A 26,121-nucleotide genomic window follows, 5' to 3' on the forward strand; every position below is an offset into this window, starting at 1 on the left:
CAGCGGCGCCTGGACGGGTGCCGAAGCCTTCGGCGTGACGCCCGACATCCTGAACTTTGCGAAGCAGGTCACCAACGGCGCGCAGCCGCTGGGCGGCGTGGTGGCTACCAAGGAAATCTACGACACCTTCATGGCCGCGGGCGGGCCGGAGTACATGCTCGAATTCCCGCACGGCTACACCTACTCGGCCCACCCCGTGGCCTGCGCGGCGGGCATTGCGGCGCTCGACATCCTGCAAAACGAAGACATGGTCGGCCGCGTGAAGGCGCTGGCCCCGTACTTCGAGCAGGCTGTGCACAGCCTCAAGGGCGCCAAGCATGTGGCCGACATCCGCAACTTTGGCCTGGCGGCCGGCTTCACCATTGCGGCGCTGCCCGGCGAGCCTGCCAAGCGCCCCTATGAGATCGCCATGAACTGCTGGAAGAAGGGCTTTTACGTGCGCTACGGTGGCGACACCATCCAGCTGGCACCGCCGTTCATCAGCACCCAGGCCGAAATCGACCGCCTGATTAGCGCCCTGGGCGACGCCTTGCAAGAAACCGCCTGAGCTTCCTTCGCCAGCCAGCCTGCCCCTCCATGCGCATTTCCATCCTCACCTTCGATGCCTTCAACGACCTGGATTCGCTGGTGGCATTTGGCATGCTCAATCGCATCGCGCTGCTGGGCGACAAGGACTGGCAGGTGCGCATTGCGAGCCCCACGCCCCGCATCACGTCCATGAACGGGCTGACCATCGACGCGCACGAAGACCTGAGCCAGTTGGCTGAGGCCGACGCGGTGCTGGTGGGCAGCGGCATGAAGACGCGTGAGGTGGCCAACACCCCCGCGCTGATGGAACAGCTAAGGGTGCTGAACCCCGCCCGCCAGTTGCTGGCGGCGCAGTGCTCTGGCACCTTCCTGCTCAGCCGCTTGGGCCTGCTGAGCGGCACGCCCGCCTGTACGGACCTGACCAGCAAGCCGTGGGTGGTTGAGTCGGGCGTGGACGTGGTGCCGCGCGCGTTTGCGGCCCACGGCAACGTGGCCACGGCGGGCGGGTGCCTGGCCTCGCAGTACCTGGTGGCGTGGCTGATCGCCCGCCTCAAGGGGCTGGACGCCGCGCGCGAAGTGCTGCACTACTTTGCCCCGGTGGGCGAGAAGCAGGAGTTCATCGACCGCGCCTTGGGGCATGTGCTGCCCGCGCTGGAGCCCCAGGCTGCTGCGGCTTGAATACTATAAATTTGATAGCTATCAGCGCATGTTTCACTAGCGCTTGTGGCACTTTTTACTTGAAATCACCATGAACCACGACAAAAACGTCACCACCACCATCGGCCACCTGATCGACGGCCAGATCGTCGCCGACACCGCCCGTACGCAGCCCGTGTTTGACCCCGCCACCGGCCTGTCCACCACCAGCGTGGCCCTGGCAAGCCAGGCCACGGTCGAGGCGGCCATTGCCTCGGCCGAGGCCGCGTTTCCGGCCTGGCGCAACACGCCGCCGCTCAAGCGTGCGCGCGTGATGAGCAAGCTGAAAGTGCTGCTGGAAGAAAACGCCGACAAGATCGCCACCCTGATCACCGCCGAACACGGCAAGGTGCTGGCCGACGCGCACGGCGAGTTGCAGCGCGGCATCGAGAACGTCGAATACGCGAGCTACGCGCCCGAACTGCTCAAGGGCGAGCACAGCCGCAACGTGGGCCCCAGCATCGACTCATGGTCCGAGTTCCAGGCGCTGGGCGTCACCGCAGGCATCACGCCCTTCAACTTCCCGGCCATGGTGCCGCTGTGGATGTGGCCCATGGCCGTGGCCTGCGGCAACACCTTTGTGCTCAAGCCTTCGGAGCGCGATCCCTCCTCCACGCTGTTCATCGCCCAGCTCGCGTTGGAAGCGGGCCTGCCGCCCGGCGTGCTCAACGTGGTCAACGGCGACAAGCTGGCCGTGGACACGCTGCTGCGCGACCCCCGCGTCAAGGCCGTGAGCTTTGTGGGCTCCACCCCCATTGCCGAATACATCTACGCCGAAGGCTGCAAACACGGCAAGCGCGTGCAAGCCCTGGGCGGTGCCAAGAACCACGCCGTGCTGATGCCCGACGCCGACGTAGGCAACGCAGTGAGCGCGCTGATGGGCGCGGCCTACGGCTCGTGTGGCGAGCGCTGCATGGCCATCCCGCTGCTGGTCGCCGTGGGCGACGAAGTGGGTGACGCCGTGATCGCGGGCCTCAAGACCGAGATCGCCAAGATGAAGGTCGGTCCCGGCACCGACAACAGCAACGACATGGGCCCGCTGGTCACCAAGCCCCACTTCGAGAAGGTGAAGGCCTATGTGGACAGCGGCGTGGCCGAAGGCGCCACGCTGGTTGTGGACGGCCGTGGCGTGAAGGTGGCGGCAGGCCACGAGAACGGCTATTTCCTGGGCGCCTGCCTGTTTGACAACGTCAAGCCCGGCATGAAGATCTACCAGGAAGAAATCTTCGGCCCCGTGCTGGGCGTGGTGCGCGTGAAGACGCTGCAGGAAGCCATGCAGCTCATCAACGACCACGAGTACGGCAACGGCACCTGCATCTTCACCCGCGACGGCGAGGCCGCCCGCTACTTCACCGACCACATCCAGGTCGGCATGGTGGGCGTGAACGTGCCCCTGCCCGTGCCGGTTGCCTACCACTCGTTCGGCGGCTGGAAGCGCAGCTTGTTCGGCGACCTGCACGCCTACGGTCCCGACGCCGTACGCTTCTACACCAAGCGCAAGACCATCACGCAGCGCTGGCCCTCGGCGGGCGTGCGTGAGGGGGCGGTGTTCAGCTTCCCGAGCAGCCGCTGAAGCACCAGCATCCACTTTTCGACGAAAAGGCCCCACGTGGGGCCTTTTTTCGTTTTGTGCCGTGCCAGTGGGTTTGAAGGCCAGCCATGCAAATGCGCATGGCTGGCGTGGCATGCCGTCTTTTGGCGCAAGAAGAGCCCATGAAGCGACCCGTTTTCGGATGCCGAGGTCTTACCCATCAAAAAGCAAAACACTTCATAGCTTTTGTGCATGGATACGGAGGTCTCAAAACCCTGCCCGCACGACACAATCAATGGGCAAACAGCCCCTCTGTAAGCAGATTCGCTTACTAGGGTTTTTACGCACATCCCCCTACAATCGCAGACCCTTACAAAGCTGACAGCCTGCTGCAGACCCGCTGGAGTACGGTTTTGGCCCCTCACCCCTGAGTTGGAGACACTGAATGCCCGAGAACACCACGGCCCAGAACAACAACGATTCCGACAAGCGTGCCCAGTTGCGCCGTGCCGCTCTCGAGTACCACGAGTTTCCCAAGCCCGGCAAGCTGGCGATTGCCGCGACCAAGCAGATGATCAACCAGCACGATCTCGCGCTGGCCTACTCGCCCGGCGTGGCCGCGCCCTGCGAAGAGATCGTGAAGGACCCGGCCAACGCCTTCCGCTACACCTCGCGCGGCAACCTGGTCGCCGTGATCAGCAACGGCACGGCCGTGCTGGGCCTGGGCGACATTGGTGCGCTGGCCTCCAAGCCGGTGATGGAAGGCAAGGCCGTCCTGTTCAAGAAGTTCGCGGGCGTGGACGTGTTCGACATCGAGATCGACGAGAAGGACCCCGCCAAGCTGGTAGAGGTGATTGCGGCACTGGAGCCGACCTTTGGCGCCGTGAACCTCGAAGACATCAAGGCTCCCGACTGCTTCTATGTGGAGCGCGAGCTGCGCAAGCGCATGAAGATTCCGGTCTTCCACGACGACCAGCACGGTACGGCGATCACGGTGGCGGCTGCCGTCGTGAATGCGCTCAAGGTCGCCAACAAGAAGATCGAAGACGTGAAGCTGGTCACCAGCGGCGCGGGTGCGGCGGCCCTGGCCTGCCTGAATCTGCTGCTCAAGGTGGGCGTGCAGCGCAAGAACGTTTTCGTCACCGACCTGGCTGGTGTGGTGTATGAAGGCCGCGAAGAGCTGATGGACGACGACAAGCGCCAGTTCATGCAGAAGACCGACGCGCGCAAGCTGGCCGAGGTGATGGTGGGGGCGGACGTGTTCCTGGGCCTGTCGGCCGGCAACGTGCTCAAACCCGAGATGGTGGCCACCATGGCCGAGCGCCCGGTGATCTTCGCGCTGGCCAACCCCAACCCCGAGATCACGCCCGAGCTGGCGCACAGCGTGCGCAACGACATCATCATGGCCACGGGCCGCTCGGACTATCCGAACCAGGTGAACAACGTCCTGTGCTTCCCATACATCTTCCGTGGAGCACTGGACTGCGGTGCCACCACCATCACCGATGAGATGGAGATTGCCGCGGTGCACGCGATTGCCGAGCTGGCACAGGCCGAACAAAGCGAGGTGGTGGCCGCCGCCTACGTGGGCGAGAAGCTGACCTTCGGGCCCGAGTACCTGATTCCCAAGCCGTTCGACCCGCGCCTGATGATGAAGATCGCGCCCGCCGTGGCCCAGGCCGCCATGGACAGCGGCGTGGCACAGCGCCCCATCGCTGACATGGACGCGTACCGCGACCGGCTGCAGACCTTTGTGTATGCCTCGGGCACGACGATGAAGCCCATCTTCGACGCGGCCCGCAATGCCGCCAAGAAGCGGGTGGCCTATGCCGAGGGCGAAGAAGAACGCGTGCTGCGTGCTGCGCAGATCGTGGTGGACGAAAAGGTGGCGCGCCCCACGCTGATCGGCCGCCCCGCCATCATTGCCCAGCGCATCGAAAAGTTTGGCCTGCGCCTGAAGGAAGGCGTGGACTACGACGTGGTCAACACCGACTTCGACCACCGCTACCGCGACTTCTGGCAGACCTACCACCGCATGACCGAGCGCAAGGGCATCACCCAGCAGGTTGCCAAGATCGAGATGCGCCGCCGCCTCACGCTCATCGGTTCGATGATGCTGCACAAGGGCGAAGTGGACGGCCTGATCTGCGGTACTTGGGGCACCACCGCCAACCACCTGATGTACATCGACCAGGTCATCGGCAAGCATGCAGGCGGCGCCGACAGCACCGAGCAGGATGTGCCGGTGTACGCCTGCATGAACGGCCTGATGCTGCCAGGCCGCCAGGTGTTCCTGGTGGACACGCACGTCAACTACGACCCCACGCCACAGGAGCTGGCCGAGATCACCGCCCTGGCCGCCGAGGAAATGATGCGCTTTGGCATCAAGCCCAAGGCGGCGCTGCTGTCGCACTCCAACTTCGGCACCAGCAACAGCCCCAGCGCTGTGAAGATGCGCCGGACGCTGGAACTGCTGCGCCAGCAGGCCCCCTGGCTGGAAGTGGACGGTGAAATGCATGGCGACGTGGCGCTGGACGGCAAGGCCCGCTCGGCGCTCATGCCCAGCAGCGAGCTGACCGGCGACGCCAACTTGCTGGTGTTCCCCAACATCGACGCCGCCAACATTGCCTACAACCTGCTCAAGACCGCAGCAGGTGGCGGCATTGCCATCGGCCCCGTGCTGCTGGGCGCTGCCAAGCCGGTTCATATCCTGACACCCAGTGCCACCGTGCGTCGTATTGTGAACATGACAGCCCTCACCGTGGCCGATGCCAACGCCTTGCGGTAAGCCTTAAAAGAATAGCAAGCGCTAACTTAAAACCCTTGCAAAGCCCTTCAGCGTCTGCCCAATCTTTGTGCAGACGCTTGCTTTTTGGGGAGCGTTGAGCGACACTAGCGGGTCGAAATTTCGGGTTAACCCGTAGTTTCTGAAAGGTTCGTTGATGCTGAAGGCTGTAGCCACCCGGGCGCGCAAGGCAGGGTTATTGTGTGTTTTGGGTGTTGCTTTCGTGCTGTCTCCGGTCGCGGGACATGCCCGGAAATCCCCGTCCACCGACGGGTCCATCACCCCCATCGCACTGGCCGAGTTGCCGCCCCAAGGGCGGACAACGTATGCGCTGATCCGTGAGGGCGGGCCCTTTCCGTACGACAAGGACGGATCGGTTTTTGGCAATCGCGAGCGGCTGTTGCCCGCCCAAAAGCGGGGCTACTACCGTGAATACACCGTCAGAACACCAGGATCGCGCGACCGGGGAGCCCGGCGCATAGTGTGTGGCGGCAAGCCCCGGATGCCGGATGCCTGCTACTACACCAGCGACCACTACGCCAGTTTTCGCGAGATCGTCGAGTAACCCCAATGCGTCGTACGCCCGCCAGCCCATCCCTGAAAGCGTACGCCGCGCCCCATTGAATTCCCCATTCACAGGCCGCATCCTGCAGCCTGTGAGATGCCAGAAGTTTGTGGACTTTATAAAGAAAGAGTAGCGGAGATGCAGACGCCACTTCGTAAAGACCTGGAAACGCCACTGCGTGGCGTGCGCACCAACATCGTGCAGTCCATTCGCGCCTTCCGCGTGCAGGACCTGCAAGATGCGGCCACCTCCATGGGTCACCATTTCTTGTACGCCAATCTGGCTCACGCGCAGTCCAAGCAGGATGTGCTGGACCTGATTGCCGCCCAATTCACGTTCCCGTCGCACTTCGGCAAGAACTTCGATGCGTTGTACGACTGCATGACAGACCCCTTGCACAAATCAGGCCCGCAGCCTGGTTTCATCGTGGTGCTGGAGCAGATTCCTGCCACGGGCAAGTTCGACAAGGAAGCGCGCGAGCAGCTGCTCGACATCTTCCGTGATGCAGCCGACTACTGGGGTGATCGCAAGATCCCCTTCCGGTGTTTCTATTCTTTTCTGTAGCCCGTTCTGCATCCACCAGCCAAGCAGAACGGGCGAACGAGGCTAGCGACACCCAGGCCGTGGAAGGCATCGAGATCAACGGCGAACCCGCTGAAAAGATGCCCACCGACAAGCTTGTGGACGTGTCGCCCATGGCGCTGCGCATGAGCAGCCCTTTCAATGCCGGGTATTGGCTCAGCGCCGCATAACTCGGTACATCCCCCTGAGCGGCTACGCCGCTTCCCCCTTCTCTCGGCTTCGCCGGGAAGGGGGACGACACCAGCGCGGCGGGGCGGCCCTTGCGCGGTGTCTCTGGCATGGTATGTCGCCCATCGTCGAGGGCAGAGTTGAATCAAGCGCCTGCCACACCCGAGGCAGGCCTCTTTTCCTGCCATTGATGCGGATGATGCTGGTGCACTGCACCCCATTTTTTTGCCCCATAGACCGCCAGCACCCATTCAACAAGCGCTGCCAGCTATCAATTTAAGAGCAATTCTGCGCCAGGGCCACGTATTCAGCCACGGGCACTTCCTCGGCACGGCGCTGGGTATCGAATTCACCAGCGAACTGGCGTGCTTCGAGCCAGCGGCCCAGCGTGTGGCGCAGCAGCTTGCGGCGCTGGCTGAAGGCGACCTGCACCAGCTCTTCCAGCAGCGGCACAGACAAGGCCGCAGGCTCTGCATGCGGCACCATGCGTACCACGGCGCTGTCCACGCGTGGCGGCGGGTCGAAGCTCTCGGGCGGCACGAACAGCACGTTTTCCATCGCGTAGCGCCATTGCAGCATCACCGACAGGCGACCGTAGTCGCCCGTGGCGGGGCTGGCCACCATGCGGTCGATCACTTCCTTTTGCAGCATGAAATGCTGGTCTTCAATGACCTGCACATGACCCAGCAGATGGAACAGGATGGGTGTGGAGATGTTGTAGGGCAGGTTGCCCACCACGCGCAACCGCAAACCGGGCTGTCCTGCCTTGTCACGCAGGGTCTGCGCCAGTGCGGTGAAGTCCACCTTGAGCACGTCCGACTCGATCACGTCGAGCTGGCCATGCAGGCGCAGGCGCAGCGCCAGGTCGCGGTCCAGTTCGATGACCGTGAGGTGCCCCAGGCGTTCCACCAGGGGCTGCGTCAGCGCGGCCAGACCGGGCCCGATCTCGACCATGGGTTGGCCGGGCAGCGGCGCAATGGCCTGCACGATGCCGTCGATGATGCCCTGGTCGGACAGGAAATGCTGTCCGAAGCGCTTGCGGGGAATGTGTTTCAACGCGGCCTTACCTGTTGTCGTGTCTGAGAGTGCTTGGAGCTCGTGTGCGCTGCACTCACTGGGGTGGCTCGCGGTACTCGACATACGCGCGCCCGCGCAACTCCTGCGCCCAGGTGGCATAGGCCTCGTCGAGTTTCTTCTCGCGCACCACGTTGCGTGCCATGTCGCGCTGCTCGCGCTGGGTGAGCTTGGCCTCGCGGCGTTCGAGCAGCTGGATCAGGTGCACGCCAAAACGCGAAACCAGGGGTTCGCTGATGTCACCGGGCTTGAGGGCGTCCAGCGCTTGCTCGAACTCGGGGACATACCGGCCCGGGTTGGCCCAGCCGAGGTCGCCGCCCTCCTTGGAACTGCCGTCCTGTGAATGCTCGCGCGCCAGGGCTGCAAAGTCGGCCTGCCCCGCCAGCACGCGGCGGCGGTAGTCGGCCAGCCGCGCGGCGGCAGCGGCTTCGGACAACTGGGGGCCCGTGCGCAGCAAGATGTGGCGCGCATGGTTTTGCACTACGGTGGTCGGCATACCCGCCGTCACACGTTCCACCACCTTGAGCACGTGAAAACCCGCTGGCGAGCGCACCGGGCCCACGATGGAGCCCACCGGCAGGCCGAGGGTGGAGTTCACAAACAGCTCCGGATAACGATCCGCAGGCCGCAGGCCCAGCAATCCACCAGCGCGCTGGCCTTCGGGCGCATCGGAGAACTCGCGGGCCACCGCTGCAAAGTCTTCGCCCGCGCGCACCTTGTCGGCCGCCCGCTGTGCCCGTGCCTGCCGCTCGGCCACCTGCGTGGGGGTGGCGTTTTCAGGCACCAGCACCAGCACATGGCCGAGGTTGATCTCCATGGCGGCGACATCCGTGCCCTTTTGCTCTTCACGCAGGAACTGGTCCACGTCCAGATCGCTCACCTTCACCCGCGCTTCGACTTCGCGCTCGCGCAGGCGCTGCTGCAGCAGCTGGTTGCGCAGCTCTTCGCGAAAACGGTCCTTGCTCATTCCATCGCGGGCCAGGCGCGCATACAGCTCGTCCACTGTCATGTCGTTCTGGCGGGCCACGCCCTGCTCGGCCTGCGACACGGCGTAGTCATCGACCTTGATGCCCGATTCGCGGGCCTGCTGCAGCTGCACCTTCTCCAGGATGATGCGTTCGAGGACTTCGCGCGCCAGCGCATCGCGCGGTGGCATGGCACCGCCCTGCTTGGCGATCTGCGCCTCGGCACGTGCCAGGCGAGAGCGCACCTCGTAGTTGGTCACGGGCTCGGAGTTGACCACCGCCACGATGAAATCGGCCGAGCGCGGGGCCGTGCTGGTGGAGGGCGCGGGCAGCGTGATGGAGGGCACGGCAGCAGGGCGCGCATTCAGCGAAGACGGCGCGGAAGACAACCCTGTCTTGCCCGAGGACGAGGTCCCCGAGGGGCGCAGGCCCTGGGCCGCAGCGCCTTGCGCCACGAGGGATGCCAACGCGGCCGTCAAGGCCAGTGCGAATACACGGTGGTTCATGGTCTAGTCGTAGTTGCTGAAGCGGCTGGGCGTGGAGACCTGCTCGCGCAGGTTCTGGTAACGCGGCACATTTTGCTTGAAGGAGTCGAGCGGGCTGGAGCCCAGGCTCAGGCGGGAGAAGCCCACGAATTCGATCTGGAACAGCAGGCGCGTGTTGGAGCTGGTCACGCTGCTTTGCAGGCGCTCCAGCACCACGCGGCCAATCCAGCAGCAGCTGTCGTACTCGAAGCCCACCACGGTGTCCACGAGTTTGCGGTCCTTCATGCTGTAGTTCAGGCGGCCCACGCTGTACCAGCGCCCGCCGCCCTGGCCGCGACCGGGGCCCAGGTCTTTGCCCTTGTCGCCCCACAGGTCGTTCAGCGGCCACTGCCAGCCGATGTCGATCTGCTCGCTGGTGCCACGTTGCAGGCGGTAGGCCGCGCTCACGGTGCGGTAGTTGCTGGGGCTGTAGCGCGCGCCGATGGTGGAACGGATGGACTGTCCGGTCTTGGGGTTGTACTGCACGGTGGAGTCAAAGCCCCACTGCGGTGTCCAGTTGATGCCCGCGCCCAGCAGCAGGTCCGACAGGCGCTCGCTGACCGGCGTGCCCCCTGGCAGGGTGACCTTCTGGTCGGAAAAACGCACCCGCTGGGCAATGCCGAAGCGCGCTGCCTGGGCACCAGTGTCGGGGTCCAGCAGACGTGTGGTCACGCCCAGGGTCAGCAGGTTGTTGTCGGCCAGCCGGTCGTTGCCGCCAAACGCGTTCTCTGTGTAGATGGTCGCAAAGTTGAAGTCATTGGCCGCCGTGTCATACACCGGCAGCATGCTCTGGTCGCGGTAGGGCGTGTAGGTGTAGAACGCCCGGGGCTCCAGTGTCTGCAGGAAGGCGCGACCAAAGTAGGCGGTGTCACGCTCGAACACCAGGCCGCTGTCCAGGCTGAAGGTAGGCAGCGTGCGGCTGGCCGAGCGCTGGCCGTTGGACAGGGCCGAGTCAAACTGGTACTGCGTGGCATGCAGTTGCAGGCGCGGGGTGATGAAGCCACCCGGCGACAGGAAGGGGCGGCTGATCTGCGCCATGGCGTAACTGCGATCGGCATTGGGCTGGCCCGTGAGCGCACGGGCTGCTTCAAAGCGCGTGGTGTCCAGCTCCACGCTGGCATCGAATCCACCGCCCAGCTGCGAGGGGTTGTAGCGCCATTGCACCTGCGGCATGCGGTCATACGGAGGCACGATGGGCGAGCTCACGTCTTGCAGCGTCTGCCATTTGAGGGTGCGCACGGTGGCCGACATGTCGTTGCGGCCCCAGGACAGGATGGCATCGTTGGGCAACAGGCGCTGGCGCAACTGCTCGGTGGCGCGGCTGAAGTCGCGCCAGTAGTTGTCATCACTCACGCGGTTGAGGTTGAGGTTCAGCCCCAGCCCGCCGATGCCGGTGTCGAACGCGCCTTCGTGTTTGCCGCTAAAGCTCCAGCGCACACGGTCGCGCAGACGGTCGGTGGGCATCACGTCGGCGCTGATCTGGCCTTTGTAGGTTGGCTCCAGGTAGCGGAACTCGCCGCCCACGTTGGCGCCTCGTTTGGTCATGAGCGCGGCGCGCAAGGTGGCATCGCGGTTGGGCGCGATGTTCCAGTAATACGGCTGCATGTAGGTCACGCCATCCCGGCTGTCGAGCCCGACGGTGGGCGGCAGCAGGCCTGACTTGCGCTTTTCCGACAGCGGGAAGCTGATGTACGGAATGGGCAGCACCGAGATGCCCTTGAACTCCAGCACCGCATCTTCGGCCGTGCCCACCTCTTCCTCGTTGTCAATGCGGATGGTGGCGGCGCGCAGCACCCAGTCGGGCTGCCAGCTTTCCTCGTTGCCACGCTCGCAGGTGGTGTAGGTGCCGTTGTGCACCACGGCGCGGTAGCGGTCCACAAAGTCCACCCGCGTCGCATCTCCATGCGCCTGCGTGGCCAGGAAGCGGTAGCGCGCGTCGCTGAAAAAGCCCTCGAAGGCCTCCACCCGCAGCTCCAGCGCCGTGCCTTCGTAGACGTTGCCTGCGCGGTTGATGCGCACCTTGCCGTTGGCCTTGGCCAGGTCCTCGGGCACGTTGTAGTCGAGCCGGTCGGCGCGGATGACCGTGTCGCCCCGGCGCAGCTCGGCGTTGCCTTCAATCAGTGCGTTCAGGTCGGTCTGGCCGCTGATGTGGTCGCCCTTCACAAAGACGGGCAATTGCGAACGCACGGCGTCGGGAATCTTTTCCTGCAGCAGGGGCGATGTGCGCAGCACCGGCGGCGCATCCCAGGCGCTGGGCGCGGCTCCGTCCTGGGCCAGAGCCGCCAGCGGCAGGCCACACCAGGCCAGCGCAACGCCCAGGGCCAGCACGCGGGGCACGGGGGGCCGCAGCCGTGCAGACTTCGCCATGGCGGGCCGGGCGCGAAGGGAGGTGAGGTTCTGCACGGTGAGGGGCTGGCAGCGTGGCACGTGGGGTGTTGAGGGGCGGTAGCGGACAAAGGGACCGGTCCTGGTCAGCGCGCACGGCGCCAGCCACGACCGGTTTGTAAAATCGGATTATCCATGAGCCACCCCATCCCCCCATCGCCCGCCGGCCAGCCCCTGGGCGCCACCGTGGCCGCACCTGCTGCGCCCGCCGCCTCCACCCCTGTCAGCTGGCCTGATGCAGCCCGCCGCGCAGCCTTCGAAGCCTGGTTGGCGCCACTCGTCGGCCCCCACCAGCTGCTGCCTGCCACGCTGCGCCCCGCCTCGGCCGATGCCAGCTTCCGCCGCTACCTGCGCATCGACACAGCCACGGGCGCCAGCCGCATCGTCATGGACGCACCGCCCGACAAGGAAAACTGCCAGCCGTTTGTGCAAGTGCAGGGCCTGATGACCGCCGCCGGGCTGAACGTACCGCAGATCCTGGCGTTTGATGCGCCCACCGGCTTCATGCTGCTGTCAGACCTGGGCCACCAGACGGTGATCGAGCGGCTGAACCCTGAAAAACCCCAGGACGCCTACGCCTGGTACCAGCAGGCCACCGATGTGCTGCTGCAGTGGCAAAAGGCGTCCACCCCCGGTGTGCTGCCCGCCTACGACGAGGCGTTGCTGCGCCGCGAGCTGGCGCTGTTCCCCGACTGGTACTTGGCCCAGCACCGCAGCGTCACGCTGGATGACAAGCAACAGGCCACCTTGAGCAGCGCCTTTGACGCCATCGTGGCGCACAACCTGGCCGCCCCGCAGGTGTATGTGCACCGCGACTTCATGACCCGCAACCTGATGGCACCTGCCGAACAGGGCGCCCCCTTGGGCGTGCTGGACTTCCAGGACGCGGTCTACGGCCCCATCACCTACGACATTGCCAGCCTGCTGCGCGATGCGTTCATCAGCTGGGAAGAAGAATTCGTCATCGACATTACCGTGCGTTACTGGGAAAAGGCGCGCAAGGCCGGACTGCTGGGCGCCACCAGCGCCAGCGGCTGGGGCGATGACTTTGGCGAGTTCTACCGCGCGGTGGAGTGGATGGGCCTGCAGCGGCACCTCAAGGTCGCGGGCATTTTTGCGCGCCTGACGCTGCGCGACGGCAAGCCCAAGTACCTGGCCGATGCGCCCCGCTTCATCGCCTACATCCGCGCCACCGCCAACCGCTACCGCCAGCTGGGGCCCCTGCTCAAGATGCTGGACCAGATCGAAGGCACCGAGCCCGTGGTGGGCTTTGCGTACGGCCGGATGTAGCCCTGGCCGCCTGCACGCACGGCACACCCCCATAAATCAAGCAAAAACCGGCTCAAGCGCACACAAATCATGCGCTAGCAGCTATTACAAAGATAGCAAATGCCCCGTTTCCATTGCCCAGCCCCCCTGGCCACCGGCGCCGAGCTGGACCTGCCCCCGGGCGCTGCACGCCATGTGCAGGTTCTGCGCCTGCAGCCTGGTGACGGCATCACGCTGTTCCACGGCGGCCAGAGCGCGGCCGACCCGGGCGGCGAGTTCGATGCCACGGTGGTCAAGATGGGCCGCAGCGATGTGCGCGTGCTGGTCGGCGCCCACCACGCCACTGAGCGCGAGGCGCCCCGCGCCGTGCACCTGCTGGCCGGCATCACCGCCAATGAGCGCATGGACTGGCTGGTCGAAAAAGCCACCGAACTGGGCGTGGCCAGCATCACCCCGCTGGTGGCCGAGCGCAGCGTGCTCAAGCTCAAGGGCGAGCGCGCCGACAAGAAGATCGCCCACTGGCAGGCCGTGGCCGTGGCCGCCTGCGAGCAATGCGGCCGCAACCGCGTGCCCGTGGTGCACCCCGCCATCGACCTGGCGGGCTGGCTGCGTTCACCAGGGCAGGGCCTGACGTCTCCCGAGACACGGGACACCCCCCAGCGCCTGTTGCTGTCGCTGCGGGCCGGTACCGCGCCGCTGCGCGAGGCCACGGGCAGCGCGAATGGCCAGCGCCCCGTGCTGTTCCTCTCGGGCCCCGAGGGCGGGCTGAGCGCTGCGGAAGAGGACCTGGCGCTGCAACACGGCTTCGCCCCCGTCACGCTGGGTCCGCGTGTGCTGCGTGCCGAGACGGCCCCGCTGGCCGCCTTGGCCGCGCTCACGCTGTAACGCCCCCCCGCACACAGAAGGGGCTCGCCACGCGGGCACCAGGCCCGGTCAAGGCCCGGACAAGCCCTGGGGGGCTATACGCACGGCACTACCTCACCGTAAAATCTCCGACCGGCCGGTAACCCAGGATCACGCGGGTTTCGGGCCACCCCGCCCGCGCGCCGCGCGGCCCTCTCGCCTGGCCGGAGCCCCCCACCTTGCGCCCACCCGCCCGCTGGCAGCGCCTCAAGGATGTGATCCTCTCCACCGACCCTCGGCGGCGCACGCTGGTGGGCATGGCCTTGCTGGCGCTCACGCTGATGGCAGGCAGCGCCGGCGTGATGCTGCTGGTGGCACATTCCAGCACCACCGTGGACCAGACCGCCGTGCAATGGTGGGCCGCCCTGTCGGTGGGCGGCCTGGTGGTCATGACGGCCTTCATCCGCTCCGGCGAAACCGCCCGCCTGCGCGACCCCTCGCTCACCATCCCGCAAATGGTCTGGACCATCACCAGCGGCGCCGTGGCCTATGTGCTGGCGGGCGATGCGCGCGGGCTGGTGCCCAGCGTGCTGGCAATGATCCTGTTCTTTGGCACCTTCGGCCTCACGGTGGCCGAGGTGATCGGCATTGGCGTGTATGCGCTGCTGGCCTTTGCCAGTGCCATCGGCGTCAGTTCGCGCTTCAACGCCAACGCCTCGGGGTACCTCGACACCGCCTACGCGCTGATGGTGCTCATCGTGCTCAGCGGCTGCATTGCGCTGAACCTGCGCATCCAGCGCATCCGCGCCAAGCTGCAGCAGCAGCGCGAGGCCCTGGCCCAGGCGCTCGAAGTCAACCGCGAACTGGCCACCCGCGACGAGCTGACAGGCCTCATCAACCGCCGCGCCATGCTCGACCTGATGGCGCTGGAGCACCGCCGCAGCCTGCGCAGTGGCCGCCCGATGCTGCTGGCGCAGCTGGACATCGACCACTTCAAGCCCATCAACGACCAGCACGGCCACGCCACCGGCGACCGCGCGCTGCAGGCGTTTGCGGGCACCGTGCGCGCCAGCGTGCGCGACACCGATGTGCTGGCCCGCTGGGGTGGCGAGGAGTTTGTGCTGATGCTCACCGACACCTCGGCAGACCACGCGCGTGAGCTGCTCGAACGCATCCGTCAGGCCGTGCAGGCGCTGGAGATTGCCCACAGCGCAGGCTCATTGCACCTCACGGTGTCCATCGGCCTGGCGCAGCACCTGCCCGGAGACACCGTGGAGCACACGCTGGAACGCGCCGACCAGGCGCTGTACCACGCCAAGGCCCTAGGCCGCAACCGTGTGGTGGTGGCGCCTGCCGCCCACCGTACCGTGGCGGCAGGGTCTAACGCACGGGCTTGATCGTGCCGCAGTCGGCGGCGAGCCACTTGCCGTTTTGCACCATGTCGATCTGCTCGGGCTTGCCGTTCGACGTGGTCTTGACCTTGAAATTGCCCGTGTAGGCCGTGGGACCCTGGAAGGTCATCGTCCCTTCGCCCGTGGTGGGCGGCTGCCCCTGGGCGCCCTTGCAGCTGAACGTCATCGCCACCGCGTTGGGGCCCGTGCGTTGCACGTTCTGCGTGCAGCCTTCCTGCGCCGGAATGCGGTCCAGGTCGGCCTGCTCGGGGCTGATGCAGACCTTCACGGTGTTGCCGCTGGGGCCCATGCTCACACCCTGCTGGGCCATGGCTTGCTCCATCTGCTTGCGCTGCGCGGGCGTCAGGCTGGCCATGGACTTCTGCATCTGCGCCATTGCGGCCTCCAGCTGGCCACTCTGGCTTTTCATGGTCACGCTGTTCTCCCACAGGCCGGGCCGCAGCTTCTGGGGCTGGGCGTGGGCAGTGCAGAGCACAGCGAAGGAAACGGCAAACACGAAAGTGCGGGGGATGGTGGTGTGCATGGTGTGGGGGCCTCAGTGCCAGCGGCTGGGACCACAGTATCGGCAAGCACGCCCCGGCTGCCAAGTGGAGACGGAGCACTTCAGGGGCCACGATCGACGGCACGCTCTCTCAGAAAGACGCCGAACGGCTCAAGCACTCAGGTGCGGCGGCGCGCGCAGCTGCTCGGGGGTGGTGAAGTAGGCCGCCGACGCCCCCAGGGCCGCACGCGCCTGCGCCAGCTCGTGGCGCGCCACGGTGCGCAGGTGCACCTCGTCGGGCCCATCCATCAGCCGCAGCGCGCGGCCCCAGGTCCAGAAGGCGGCCAGCGGCGTGTCGGGCGACAGGCCCATGGCGCCAAAGATCTGCATGGCGCGGTCCACCACCCGCTGCTGCAGGCGCGCAGCCACCACCTTGATGGCAGCGACCTGGGCACGCACGGCGCGCGCGTCCGCCGCATCGGCTGATTCGCCCTGGTCCAGCATCCACGCAGCGTGCAGCACCAGCAGGCGCGCCTGGTCGATCTCGATGCGCGACTCGGCCAGCCACTCCTGCACGTTGGCCTGATCGGCCAGCGGCTTGCCAAACGCCGTGCGCTCCAGCGCGCGCTCGGTGGCCAGGCGCAGCGCCAACTCGCACTGGCCGATGGTGCGCATGCAGTGGTGCACACGGCCCGGGCCCAGGCGCGCCTGCGCCATCGCAAACCCCGCCCCCCAGTCGCCCAGCAGGTGGTCCGCAGGCACACGCACGCCCTGCAGCAGGATCTCGCAATGCCCCTCGGGCGCATGGTGGTGCAGCACGGGGATGTTGCGCACGATCTGCACACCCGGCGTGTCCACGGGCACCAGCACCATGCTGTGGCGGTGATGGCTGTCTGCACCATCGGCATCCGCATTGCGGCACAGCACGATGAGCAGTTGGCAGTGCGGATGTGCCGCGCCGGTGATGAACCACTTGCGGCCGCTGAGCACCAGGCCATCCCCCTCGCGCCGCACCGTGGTCTGCAGGTTCGTGGGATCGGACGAAGCCACGTCGGGCTCGCTCATCGCAAAGGCCGAACGCATCTTGCAGTCCAGCAACGGCACCAGCCAGCGGGCGCGCTGCGCGGGTGTGGCAAAGCGGTGCAGCAGCTCGATGTTGCCGGTGTCCGGCGCCTGGCAGTTGAACACCTCGGCCGCCCAGGGCAGGCGGCCCATGGCCTCGGCCAGTGGTGCGTAGTCGAGGTTGGACAGGCGCGTGCCCGGCTCGTCCTCGCGCAGCGTGGGCAAGAAAAGGTTCCACAGCCCTTCTTCGCGCGCCAGCGCCTTGAGGTCTTCGACAAACGGCGGCGGGTAGTCGCCCGCCGCCACGGCTGCGTGCCAGGCGGCGTTGTAGGGCAGCAGATAGCGGTCCATGAAAGCCAGCAGGCGATCACGCAGTTCAAGGGCCAGGGGGGAGAGTGCGAAGTCCATGCGGACATTGTGAAAACAGCGCCAGCACACGTCACAACGCAAGCGACAACGGGCTTGACGCACATCACGGCCTGCCCGGAGCGCCCTTAGGGAGGCAAACACAGCGCTATTTTATTGATAGCTATCAAGGCATATTGCACTAGCGCTACCAGCCTCTTTTGCTTGAAATCTCGCTGAGCGCCCCCCTGCACACGGGTACCATGGCCCCATGAGTACCCACTACGAAACCCTGCAACACGCCGACACCTACCGCGAGGCGTTTGCGGTCGAGCCCCCTGCGGCGCTGGGTGAACGCCACCTGTGGCCCCGCAAGCCAGGTTTGTTTATCGTGTATGCCGCGACGGCCGCCGCCCTGGCACAAGGGCCCACCAGCCCGGCCGAGGAGACCGCTCCATCAACAACTGCATCAGACACCCCCAGCAACGCCGCCCCCGACCGGGTACTGGTGCCTGCGCAATGGGGCCTGGTGCCGCACTGGGTCAAGTCGGCATCCGACGCCAAGCTGCGTGCACCCAAGCTGGTCAACGCCAAGTCCGACACCGCCTCCACCGGCACGGCGTTTCGCGACGCATGGCTGAACGGCCAGCGCTGCATCGTGCCCATGGCTGCGTTTTATGAGGACGACCTGCGCAGCGGCAAGGCCGTGCCCACCCGCGTCGCGCGCGTGGACGGCAAGCCGATGGGCGTGGCAGGCCTGTGGGCGCGCTGGCAGGGCGCTGACGGCGAGGTGATCGTCAGCTACTGCCTGCTCACGGTGAACGCCAACAACCACGCGCTGCTGCACCGCTACGGCCAGCCCGGCAGCGAGAAGAGCATGCCCGCCATCCTGAACGAAGGCGCGTACGACGCGTGGCTCACGGCCCGGCCGGAAAAGGCCAAGGAGTTCATGCGCCAGTACGCGGCGCAGTGGCTCACGGCCAACCCGGTGGAAAAAAAGGCGGACAAGGTGCCCAAGGGGTGGCTGGATTGAAGGCAGTCGCCGCCACCCGCACGGGGCCTGGGCTGCGCCCGCTCAGGACGGCCGCTTCATCTGGCACGACGTCGGCTGGGCGCTGATGTAGTTGTCCCAGGCCACTTCGGAGCGGAAGCCGTAGCCGGTTTTTTCCGCGTCGTACTTCACGCCCTTGCTGCCCTGCTTGGCCCAGATGCCCAGGTACAGCGGGGCTTCAAGCTGGTGGTCGGTCTTGCGCATGCGCACCTCGCCCATGGGGCTCTTGTAGGTCATGCCTTCCAGGGCCAGGGCCACCTTCTTGGCGTCGGTGGACTGGGCCTTGCGCATTGCTTCGCGCAGCATGTGCACGCTGTTCCAGTGGGCGGCAAACACAAAGTCTTCACCGGTCTTCTTCTTGTAGTCCACGTAGATCTTTTCCAGCTCGGGGGTGGGGGCGTTGTGCACCCAGTTCCAGATGACCCCGACCTTGCCTTCGCCCCAGGGCCCAATCTGCGCGGGCGTGCCGGGGTTGTTGGCATTGAGCGTGAAGTAGTTGATGTTCAGGCCATAGTCGCGCGAGGACTTGAACAGCAGCGTGAGGTCGCTGCCCCAGTTGGAGGTGATGACGGTGTCGGCCTTGGTGGCGGCAATCTTGGCCACGTACGAGGCGAAGTCGCGCGTCTGGGCGATGGGGATGAAGTCATCGCCCACAACCTCAATGTCAGGCCGCTTGCGCGCCAGGTATTCCTTGGCAGCCTTGGAGACCTGGCGGCCGTGGGTGTAGTCCTGGTTGAGCAGGTACACGCGCTTCACGTCCTTGCGGCCTTGCAGGTAGGTGGTCAGCGCCTCCATCTTCATCTCGCTCGACGGATAGAAGCGAAAGTGCCAGAAGCTGCAGCGCTCGTTGGTAAGCTGCGGGTCCATGGCGGCGTAGTTGAGGTACACGGTCGCGCGCTCGGGGTCGCGCTCGGCGAGCTTGTTCAGCGCATCCACCAGCGCCAGCGCCACGCCCGAGCCACCGCCCTGGGTGATGTAGCGCACGCCCCGGTCGGTGGCAGCCTTCAGGGCGTTCAGGCTCTCCTGCGGCGTGCCCTTGTTGTCAAAGTCCATCACCTCGAACTTGGGCTCATTGGGCCCGGCCTTGGCGTTGACCTGGGCCACCACCTCACGCAGCTGGTTGAGCGAGCTTTGGCCGGTGAGCGCAAACGGGCCGGACAGCAGGTCGATGAAGCCGATCTTCACCGTCTCGGCAGCCCCGGCGTGCGCAGCCATCACCAGCGCTGCGGCGCATGCGCCGGCCTTGAGCCATTGATGAGGCCATTTCCTGGGAACCATGTTCATGTGTGTCTCCGTGGGGTGGGTGGGTAGGAACTGCGTCAATGCGGGGCGATGTCACTCGCCGCCGAACACCGAGCCATGGCGTTGCCGCAGCTCGTTTTTCTGGACCTTGCCGGTGCCGCCCAGCGGCAGGCTTTCGACAAACAGCACTTCGTCGGGCAGCCACCACTTGGCAACACGCTCTGCGAGGAAGTCCAGGATCTGCGCCTTGTCGAGTGACTGGCCGGACTTGCGCACGATGAAGAGCAGCGGGCGTTCGTCCCATCGGGGGTGCTTGACGCCGATGACAGCGGCCATGGCCACCGCCGGATGCGCCACGGCGGCGTTCTCCAGGTCGATGGAGCTGATCCACTCGCCGCCCGACTTGATCACGTCCTTGGTGCGGTCGCGAATCTGCACCACGCCCTGGGGGCTGATGGTGGCGATGTCGCCGGTGGGGAACCAGCCATCGGCCAGCGCCGAACGCTCGGCCTTGTGGTATCGGTCCACGATCCACTGGCCGCGCACCATCAACTCGCCCTGCGCCACGCCGTCGCGCGGCAGGCGGGCGCCGTTTTCGTCCACCAGCTTGAGCTCGATGCCGAACACCGACTTGCCCTGCTTGGCGACCAGCGCGTGGCGGTCCTCGGGCGGCAGTTCGGCATCGGCAGCGCCCAGCACGCTCATGGTGGCAATGGCCGTGGTCTCGGTCATGCCCCAGCCGTGGCGCACCTCCACGTCGTACACGTCGTTGAACTTGGCGATCAGCGCCTTGGGCATGGCAGATCCCCCCACGCCCGTGCGCCGCATGGTGGTAAAGCGCAGCCCGTGCTGCTCCACATGCTGGATGAGGCCCATCCAGATGGTGGGCACGCCCGCGCTGACGGTAACGCGCTCGGTCTCCATCAGCTCGTACAGGCTGGCGGCGTCCAGGCGTGGGCCGGGCAGCACCAGCTTGGCCCCCCCAATCAGGGCCGCATAGGGCAGGCACCAGGCGTTGATGTGGAACATGGGCACCACGGGCAGGATGGTCTCCCGCGCGCTGATGCTGAGTACCCCCGGCATGCAGGCCGACAGGGCGCTGAGCGCCAGCGCCCGGTGCGAATACAGCACGCCCTTGGGGTTGCCGGTGGTGCCCGATGTGTAGCACAGCGCTGCGCCGGTCTTTTCATCACATTCGGGCCACTCAAAGCGGTCATGCTGGCCGGCCACCAGGGTCTCGTAGGCCTCGACCCCGGGCACCCCTTGCAGGTCGATGCTGCCCAGCGTGTCGGCATCACACAGCGCCACCCAGTGCCGTACGCGGGGGCACGACCCCGCAATGGCGCGCACCAGTGGTGCGAAGGTAGTGTCAAACAGCACCACCTCGTCGTCGGCGTGGTTGACGATGTAGGCCAGCTGCTCGGGGTGCAGGCGCGGGTTGCAGGTGTGCATGACCATGCCGCTGCCGGACACGGCGTAGTACGCCTCCAGGTGGCGGTGGTTGTTCCAGGCCAGTGACCCCACCACGCTGCCAGGGCGCAGGCCCAGCGCCTGCAGTGCGTTGGCCAGCTGCCGGGCGCGCCGGGCCAGGTCGGCAAAGCGGTAGCGGTGCAGGCTGCCATTGGTGTCGCGCGAGACGATCTGCTGGTCGCCGTACTGGTTCTCACCGTGCTCGAGGATGGCCGAGACCAGTAACGGCCGATCCATCATGCTGCCGGGCTGCTGCATTGCTGTCGTCTCCTTGTGGTGTGCGCGGTGCTGCATCGCGGCATCCGTGGGATGCCGGTGCAGAGCCCTCTTTGCCGGGGCTGGCGCATCGTCGCAAACAACGCGGGGCGTGCTTGTCTTCTACGTGACTGGAGAGCGCAGCACCGCCGTGGTGCACGGACGGGTCACAGGCCCAGCGCTGTGAAAAGCCCGTCCACGCGCGCCTGCACGGCGGCGTCCATGGCCATGGGGCGGCCCCATTCGCGCTGGGTCTCCCCCGGCCACTTGTTGGTGGCGTCCATCCCCATCTTGCTGCCCAGGCCGCTGACAGGCGAGGCGAAGTCCAGGTAGTCGATGGGGGTGTGCTCCACCAGCAGCGTGTCGCGCGCCGGGTCCATGCGGGTGGTGATGGCCCAGATCACGTCTTTCCAATCGCGCACGTCCACATCGGCATCCACCACCACGATGAACTTGGTGTACATGAACTGGCGCAAGTGGCTCCACACGCCCATCATCACGCGCCGTGCGTGGCCGGCGTAGGCCTTGCGGATGCTGACCACCGCCATCCGGTAGCTGCAGCCTTCCGGCGGCAGGTAGAAGTCCACGATCTCGGGGAACTGCTTTTGCAACAGCGGGATGAACAGCTCGTTCATCGCCAGGCCCAGCACGGCGGGCTCGTCGGGCGGCTTGCCGGTGTAGGTGCTGTGGTAGATCGCGTCCTTGCGCAGGGTGATGCGGTCCACGGTGAGCACGGGGAACTCGGCGCATTCGTTGTAGTAGCCGGTGTGGTCGCCGTACGGACCTTCCAGCGCATGCTGCCAGCCGCTCGGGTGATGGGCATCGGGCTGGATGTGGCCTTCGAGCACGATCTCGGCGGTGGCGGGCACTTGCAGGGGTATGCCCAGAGCGGGCGTGACTTCGGTGCGTGCGCCGCGCAGCAGACCTGCGAACTGGTATTCGCTTAAAGAATCCGGCACGGGCGTGACGGCCCCCAGCAGCGTGGCCGGGTCCGCCCCCAGCGCCACGGCCACGGGGTAGGGCTGGCCGGGGTGGGCGGCGCAGTGGTCGGCAAAGTCCAGCGCCCCGCCCCGGTGGGCCAGCCAGCGCACGATGACCTGGTTGCGCGAGAGCACCTGCTGGCGGTAGATGCCCAGGTTCTGCCGCGCCTTGCGCTGGCCACGCGTGATGGTCAGACCCCAGGTGATGAGCGGGGCCACGTCGCCGGGCCAGCAGTGCTGCACGGGCAGGCGGGCCAGATCCACGTCCGGCCCCTCCCACACCTCCTGCTGGCAGGGTGCGCCGCGCGCCACGGTGTGCGGCGCCATGTTCCACAGGGTCTTGAGCAGCTGGCCCATGCCCAGCATGTCCTTGAAGCCTTTCGGCGCCTCGGGCTCCTTGAGGGTGGCCAGCAGTTCGCCCAGGGCGCGCACGCCGTGCAGGTCGGCCACGCCCATGGCGCGGGCCACGCGGTCTGTGGTGCCAAACAGGTTGGTGAGCACCGGCATGCGGTGGCCCGTGGGCTGGGTGAACAGCAGCGCCGGGCCGCCTGCGCGCAGCACGCGGTCGCTGAGCGCAGTCATCTCCAGGTGGGGCGAGACGGGCTCCGCCACGCGGCGCAGGTCGCCCGTGGCTTCGAGCTGGGCCATGAAGTCGCGCAGGTCGCTGTAGGCCATGTCAGGTTCAGGATTTGAATGAAATCGGCCGGTAGTGCAGGTATTGATTGCGCTAACAGCTATAAATTAAGGAGCATCCAGCTCCAGGCCCTGCCACCGGGGCGCCAGGGCGTGCGGCACATCCATGAGGTCGAGCACGCGCGCCACGCTGTAGTCCACCACCTCGCCCACGGTCTGCGGGCGCAGGTAGAAGGCGGGCAGCGGCGGGCAGATGATGCCGCCCATCTCGGTCACGGCCACCATGTTGCGCAGGTGCGTGAGGTGCAGGGGCGACTCGCGCACCATCAGCACCAGGCGGCGGCGCTCCTTGAGGGCCACGTCGGCCGCGCGCGTGAGCAGGTTGTCGGCCAGCCCATGCGCTATGGCAGCCAGCGTGCGCATGGAGCAGGGCGCGACCACCATGGCATGGCACTGGAACGAACCGCTGGCGATGGCCGCGCCCACGTTGGCCACGTCGTGCACGCGGTGGGCCAGGGCCTCGACGGCGGGACAGTCCATGTCCAGCTCGTGCTGCAGGTTGCGCCAGCCGGCGTCGGAAACGACCAGGTGGGTCTCGATGCCACTCTGGCCCTGCAGCACCTGCAGCAGGCGCGCACCATACACGGCGCCGCTGGCGCCGGAGATGCCCACGGTGATGCGGCGCAAGGTGGTGGGCTCAGCCATGGGAGGCCTCCACCACAGTGGGGCGCTGCAAGGGCTGGGCCTGCTGGTCGGCCTCCACCTGCTCCAGCACCAGCGTGGCCTGCACGGGGTCAAAGTCTTCGTGCGTGCGCTTTTTCACACCGTATTGCTGCAGCTGGTAATGCCGGTCGGCCACGATGCCGTGGCGCGCCAGCGTGCTTTTGACGCAGACCAGCGGACAGCCGTCGAGCGCGATGATGGGCCGGCCCGAGCGCACGGTCTTCATCAGGTGCGGCACGTCGCCGCCCACCCCCGCGATGCACGACATCTCGGCCACGCCGCGCCGGTCGAGCTGCAGCGCCACGTGGTTGGCCAGCTGCGCGGCGCTGGAGCAGCCGGAGCAGGAATAGACCAAGGGGTGGTTCTGGGGATGGGTGTCGGTGGTCATGCTCACTCTCCGTTGCGTGGAGTGGGGTCCAGGCGGCGGCGCAGGTGGCCCAGCACCTGGCGCGGCGCCAGCTTGTGGACCCACTGGCGCGGGTCCAGCACGGGCAGCTCGATCGCATCGAGCGCGTTCTTCACCACCAGGCCCAGCTCGGTGTCGCCCTCCATCGACAGGCGGCGACTGAAGAACAGCGTGTCAGGGTCTTGCTGGCGCTGGGCCAGCAGCAAAAAATCATGGGCCGTAGCGCTCAGCGTGACATCGGCCACCTGCGGCGGCACCAGCGGTGCATGGGGGGCGAAGCGCTGGCCCGTCCAGGCAAAGTCGAACGCCACGCGCGCATCGCGCACCTGCACCCGCATCTTCTTGTGCAGCAGCACCTGGCCCACGTCCGCAGGCAGGTGCCGCGCCAGCGCCAGGTTGAGCGCGGTTACCAGCAGCTGCGAGCCGGGGTAGGCGGGCAGGCGCGCCAGCACAGCGCCCACGGGCGCAGGAACGACCAGGGGGAAAGGAAGGGGAGAAGCCGCCATGAGACAGAAGGGCACTCAGGCCACGTAGAAAAACACGGTGAAAAAGTGGCAGACGCTGCCGCCCAGCACAAACAGGTGCCACAGCCCGTGGCCGTGGCGCACGCGGTCGTCCAGCGCATAGAAGACGATGCCCAGCGTGTAGCAGGCCCCGCCCGCCAGCAGCCAGGCAAACCCGGCTGGCGTGAGCGCCTGCCACAGCGGCACCACGGCCACCAGCGCCAGCCAGCCCATGAGCACATAGATGACCAGCGACAGCACGCGTGCACCACGCGCCCACAAGATCTCTTGCGCAATGCCCAGCAGGGCCAGCCCCCACACCACGCCCAGCAGCGACCAACCCCAGGCGCCGCGCAGCGACACCAGCGCAAACGGCGTGTAGCTGCCCGCAATCAGCAGGTAGATGCTGCAGTGGTCCAGCTTTTGCAGCACGGCCTTGATGGTGCGCCGGCGCACGCTGTGGTACGCGGTGGAGGCCGCGTACAGCGCCACCAGCATGGAGCCGTAGATGCTGAACGCCACCACCTTCCACGGGTCGCCCAGGCGTGCCGCGAGGGTGATGAGCACGGCCGTGCCTGCCGTGGCGAGCAGGGCACCCACCAGGTGGCTGATGCTGTTAAAACGTTCTCCGGGGTACATGGTGATCTGCCTTGTGGTTACGGGTGCATGGAGGGCTGAGCGGCTGCACCGCCCGCCGCGCCGTGCATCCCCTGCTCCAGCCCCGGGCGCCCGAACCAGTAGCCGTTGCAGGGCAGATCGGGCATGAAGGGTTGCATGCGCTCCACAAAGTCGGGCGCGTTTTCAGCAGTGGCTTTGGCGGCTGCGGCACGGCGGGCTTCGTCAAACGCGGCGATCACCTGCGCCATGTGCTGCGCCTGCGGGCTCAGCCGCACCATGTCCACGCCCAGGGCCTGCATCGTCGCCAGTTCGTTGGCCAGGTTGTAGACGCGCGCCGATTGCGTTTGTGTGCCGTTGAGCACCAGAAAACCCTCGCCCTCGCGCGTGCGCAGCGGCAGGCCGTCGGCGTGTTGCAGGCAGCTGAACTGGCAGTCGTCCTTGGGCAGGTTGCGGTGGCGGGCGGTGAAGCAGCGCGCCGAATAGGCCAGGGGCATGCGGCCGTAGGCAAACACCTCGGTCTCGATGCCTGCGGGCCGCTGCGCCAGCACGGCAGCGAGCGCGTCCTGCGACATCTCCAGCGGCATCACCCAGCGCGTGGCGCCCCGTTGCGCCATCCATTGCAACGAGGGCGCGTTGTACAGGTTCAGGTGCGGCCCGGCCACAAAGGCCTGCGGCCCGGCGGGTGCACGCGCAAGACAGCTCACGGCGCCCATGTCATTGGCCTCGACCAGAAATTCGCCGTTGCCTGTGATCTTGTGCATCACGCCCACGTCGGCGCTGGACTCGATGAGCACCTGGCTGGACAAGACCGCCTCCTTGCCCGCGTCCCGCAGCATGTGCGCCAGCGCCAGCCAGTCGGTCAGGCGCAGCTCATGGCGGCGCGAGCACACCGTCTCGCCCAGGTACACCACGTCCACGGGCGTGGCGGCCATGGCCTCGTAGAACGCGAACACGGTGTCGCGGGGCCAGTAGTACAGCAGCGGGCCGAGAGAGAGTTTCATGGGGCGGTCTCCGGGGGTTTTGTC

The 26,121-nt window shown here is 66.5% G+C and carries 24 protein-coding genes; 11 read left to right on the plus strand and 13 right to left on the minus strand.

Annotated elements, in window-relative coordinates; all coding sequences use genetic code 11:
* The 7 genes from AC04MI_RS06410 to AC04MI_RS06440 all read left to right on the plus strand — a co-directional run.
* Positions 1-547, plus strand: a 547-nt coding sequence (locus AC04MI_RS06410) for an aminotransferase class III-fold pyridoxal phosphate-dependent enzyme (RefSeq protein WP_476497390.1), incomplete at its 5' end; no start/stop codon positions are given.
* A 29-nt stretch (positions 548-576) separates the two neighbouring features.
* Positions 577-1,206 (plus strand): DJ-1/PfpI family protein, encoded by a 630-nt coding sequence (locus AC04MI_RS06415; protein WP_116748379.1) that lies wholly within the window; start codon positions 577-579, stop codon positions 1,204-1,206.
* A 70-nt stretch (positions 1,207-1,276) separates the two neighbouring features.
* Positions 1,277-2,797, plus strand: coding sequence for a CoA-acylating methylmalonate-semialdehyde dehydrogenase (locus AC04MI_RS06420; RefSeq protein ID WP_436076709.1), 1,521 nt, complete (start codon positions 1,277-1,279; stop codon positions 2,795-2,797).
* A 403-nt stretch (positions 2,798-3,200) separates the two neighbouring features.
* Positions 3,201-5,543 (plus strand): NADP-dependent malic enzyme, encoded by a 2,343-nt coding sequence (locus AC04MI_RS06425; protein WP_056742688.1) that lies wholly within the window; start codon positions 3,201-3,203, stop codon positions 5,541-5,543.
* 154 nt (positions 5,544-5,697) lie between these two features.
* Positions 5,698-6,105, plus strand: coding sequence for a guanyl-specific ribonuclease (locus tag AC04MI_RS06430; RefSeq protein ID WP_056056729.1), 408 nt, complete (start codon positions 5,698-5,700; stop codon positions 6,103-6,105).
* A gap of 138 nt (positions 6,106-6,243) precedes the next feature.
* On the plus strand, positions 6,244-6,669 hold the full coding sequence (locus tag AC04MI_RS06435; protein WP_015016366.1) for a barstar family protein: 426 nt from the start codon (positions 6,244-6,246) through the stop codon (positions 6,667-6,669).
* Positions 6,648-6,857, plus strand: a complete 210-nt coding sequence (locus AC04MI_RS06440; RefSeq protein WP_015016367.1) for a hypothetical protein — start codon at positions 6,648-6,650, stop codon at positions 6,855-6,857. The genes AC04MI_RS06435 and AC04MI_RS06440 overlap by 22 nt, the downstream gene beginning before the upstream one ends.
* Before the next feature lie 274 nt (positions 6,858-7,131).
* Here AC04MI_RS06440 and rsmA read toward each other — a convergent pair whose 3' ends face one another.
* Genes rsmA through AC04MI_RS06455 form a run of 3 tightly spaced genes read right to left on the minus strand, consistent with a single transcriptional unit; the run spans position 7,132 to position 11,785 of the window.
* Positions 7,132-7,911 carry a 16S rRNA (adenine(1518)-N(6)/adenine(1519)-N(6))-dimethyltransferase RsmA gene (gene rsmA, locus AC04MI_RS06445; protein WP_436076708.1) on the minus strand — a complete coding sequence of 260 codons (780 nt, stop codon included), beginning with the start codon at positions 7,909-7,911 and terminating at the stop codon, positions 7,132-7,134.
* A gap of 55 nt (positions 7,912-7,966) precedes the next feature.
* Positions 7,967-9,400, minus strand: a complete 1,434-nt coding sequence (locus tag AC04MI_RS06450) for a peptidylprolyl isomerase (RefSeq protein WP_288852435.1) — start codon at positions 9,398-9,400, stop codon at positions 7,967-7,969.
* 3 nt (positions 9,401-9,403) lie between these two features.
* The gene (locus AC04MI_RS06455; protein WP_108497390.1) at positions 9,404-11,785 is read right to left on the minus strand and encodes an LPS-assembly protein LptD; all 2,382 of its coding nucleotides are present in this window, start codon (positions 11,783-11,785) and stop codon (positions 9,404-9,406) included.
* Between the two features lie 153 nt (positions 11,786-11,938).
* Between AC04MI_RS06455 and AC04MI_RS06460 the strand changes: the two genes are divergently transcribed.
* The 3 genes from AC04MI_RS06460 to AC04MI_RS06470 all read left to right on the plus strand — a co-directional run bounded on the left by AC04MI_RS06460 (position 11,939) and on the right by AC04MI_RS06470 (position 15,312).
* A complete protein-coding gene (locus AC04MI_RS06460; RefSeq protein ID WP_436076707.1) occupies positions 11,939-13,093 on the plus strand; it encodes an aminoglycoside phosphotransferase family protein in 1,155 nt (384 codons plus the stop codon).
* Positions 13,094-13,192: 99 nt separating this feature from the next.
* Positions 13,193-13,957, plus strand: a complete 765-nt coding sequence (locus tag AC04MI_RS06465; RefSeq protein WP_436076706.1) for a 16S rRNA (uracil(1498)-N(3))-methyltransferase — start codon at positions 13,193-13,195, stop codon at positions 13,955-13,957.
* Between the two features lie 197 nt (positions 13,958-14,154).
* Positions 14,155-15,312 (plus strand): diguanylate cyclase, encoded by a 1,158-nt coding sequence (locus AC04MI_RS06470; RefSeq protein ID WP_056056740.1) that lies wholly within the window; start codon positions 14,155-14,157, stop codon positions 15,310-15,312.
* Here AC04MI_RS06470 and AC04MI_RS06475 read toward each other — a convergent pair.
* Positions 15,296-15,850 (minus strand): DUF3617 domain-containing protein, encoded by a 555-nt coding sequence (locus AC04MI_RS06475; RefSeq protein ID WP_436076705.1) that lies wholly within the window; start codon positions 15,848-15,850, stop codon positions 15,296-15,298. The two genes, AC04MI_RS06470 and AC04MI_RS06475, sit on opposite strands and share 17 nt — an antisense overlap.
* Before the next feature lie 129 nt (positions 15,851-15,979).
* Positions 15,980-17,278, minus strand: coding sequence for an acyl-CoA dehydrogenase family protein (locus AC04MI_RS06480; protein WP_436076704.1), 1,299 nt, complete (start codon positions 17,276-17,278; stop codon positions 15,980-15,982).
* A 208-nt stretch (positions 17,279-17,486) separates the two neighbouring features.
* On the opposite strand from AC04MI_RS06480, the gene AC04MI_RS06485 reads away from it, so the two are divergent.
* The gene (locus tag AC04MI_RS06485; protein WP_436076703.1) at positions 17,487-18,248 is read left to right on the plus strand and encodes an SOS response-associated peptidase; all 762 of its coding nucleotides are present in this window, start codon (positions 17,487-17,489) and stop codon (positions 18,246-18,248) included.
* A gap of 42 nt (positions 18,249-18,290) precedes the next feature.
* On the opposite strand, the gene AC04MI_RS06490 is transcribed toward AC04MI_RS06485, so the two are convergent.
* The 8 genes from AC04MI_RS06490 to AC04MI_RS06525 form a co-directional block, all read right to left on the minus strand.
* Positions 18,291-19,550 carry a branched-chain amino acid ABC transporter substrate-binding protein gene (locus tag AC04MI_RS06490; protein ID WP_082564848.1) on the minus strand — a complete coding sequence of 420 codons (1,260 nt, stop codon included), beginning with the start codon at positions 19,548-19,550 and terminating at the stop codon, positions 18,291-18,293.
* Positions 19,551-19,601: 51 nt separating this feature from the next.
* On the minus strand, positions 19,602-21,236 hold the full coding sequence (locus AC04MI_RS06495) for a long-chain-fatty-acid--CoA ligase (RefSeq protein ID WP_436076702.1): 1,635 nt from the start codon (positions 21,234-21,236) through the stop codon (positions 19,602-19,604).
* Between the two features lie 164 nt (positions 21,237-21,400).
* Positions 21,401-22,888 (minus strand): 4-hydroxy-3-polyprenylbenzoate decarboxylase, encoded by a 1,488-nt coding sequence (gene ubiD, locus AC04MI_RS06500; protein ID WP_436076701.1) that lies wholly within the window; start codon positions 22,886-22,888, stop codon positions 21,401-21,403.
* 66 nt (positions 22,889-22,954) lie between these two features.
* A complete protein-coding gene (locus AC04MI_RS06505; RefSeq protein ID WP_436076700.1) occupies positions 22,955-23,551 on the minus strand; it encodes a UbiX family flavin prenyltransferase in 597 nt (198 codons plus the stop codon).
* Positions 23,544-23,957: a putative zinc-binding protein gene (locus AC04MI_RS06510; RefSeq protein WP_436076699.1), complete on the minus strand. Its 414-nt coding sequence runs from the start codon at positions 23,955-23,957 to the stop codon at positions 23,544-23,546. Before AC04MI_RS06510 ends, AC04MI_RS06505 begins: the two co-directional genes overlap by 8 nt.
* A gap of 2 nt (positions 23,958-23,959) precedes the next feature.
* Complete coding sequence (gene ubiT / locus AC04MI_RS06515; RefSeq protein ID WP_121941436.1) at positions 23,960-24,481, minus strand: ubiquinone anaerobic biosynthesis accessory factor UbiT; 522 nt, start codon at positions 24,479-24,481, stop codon at positions 23,960-23,962.
* Between the two features lie 15 nt (positions 24,482-24,496).
* Positions 24,497-25,117, minus strand: coding sequence for a PAQR family membrane homeostasis protein TrhA (gene trhA, locus AC04MI_RS06520; RefSeq protein ID WP_436076698.1), 621 nt, complete (start codon positions 25,115-25,117; stop codon positions 24,497-24,499).
* A gap of 17 nt (positions 25,118-25,134) precedes the next feature.
* Positions 25,135-26,097, minus strand: a complete 963-nt coding sequence (locus AC04MI_RS06525) for a U32 family peptidase (RefSeq protein WP_436076697.1) — start codon at positions 26,095-26,097, stop codon at positions 25,135-25,137.
* Positions 26,098-26,121 lie beyond the last annotated feature (24 nt).

The sequence above is a fragment of the Acidovorax sp. LjRoot204 genome (genome assembly GCF_056175785.1).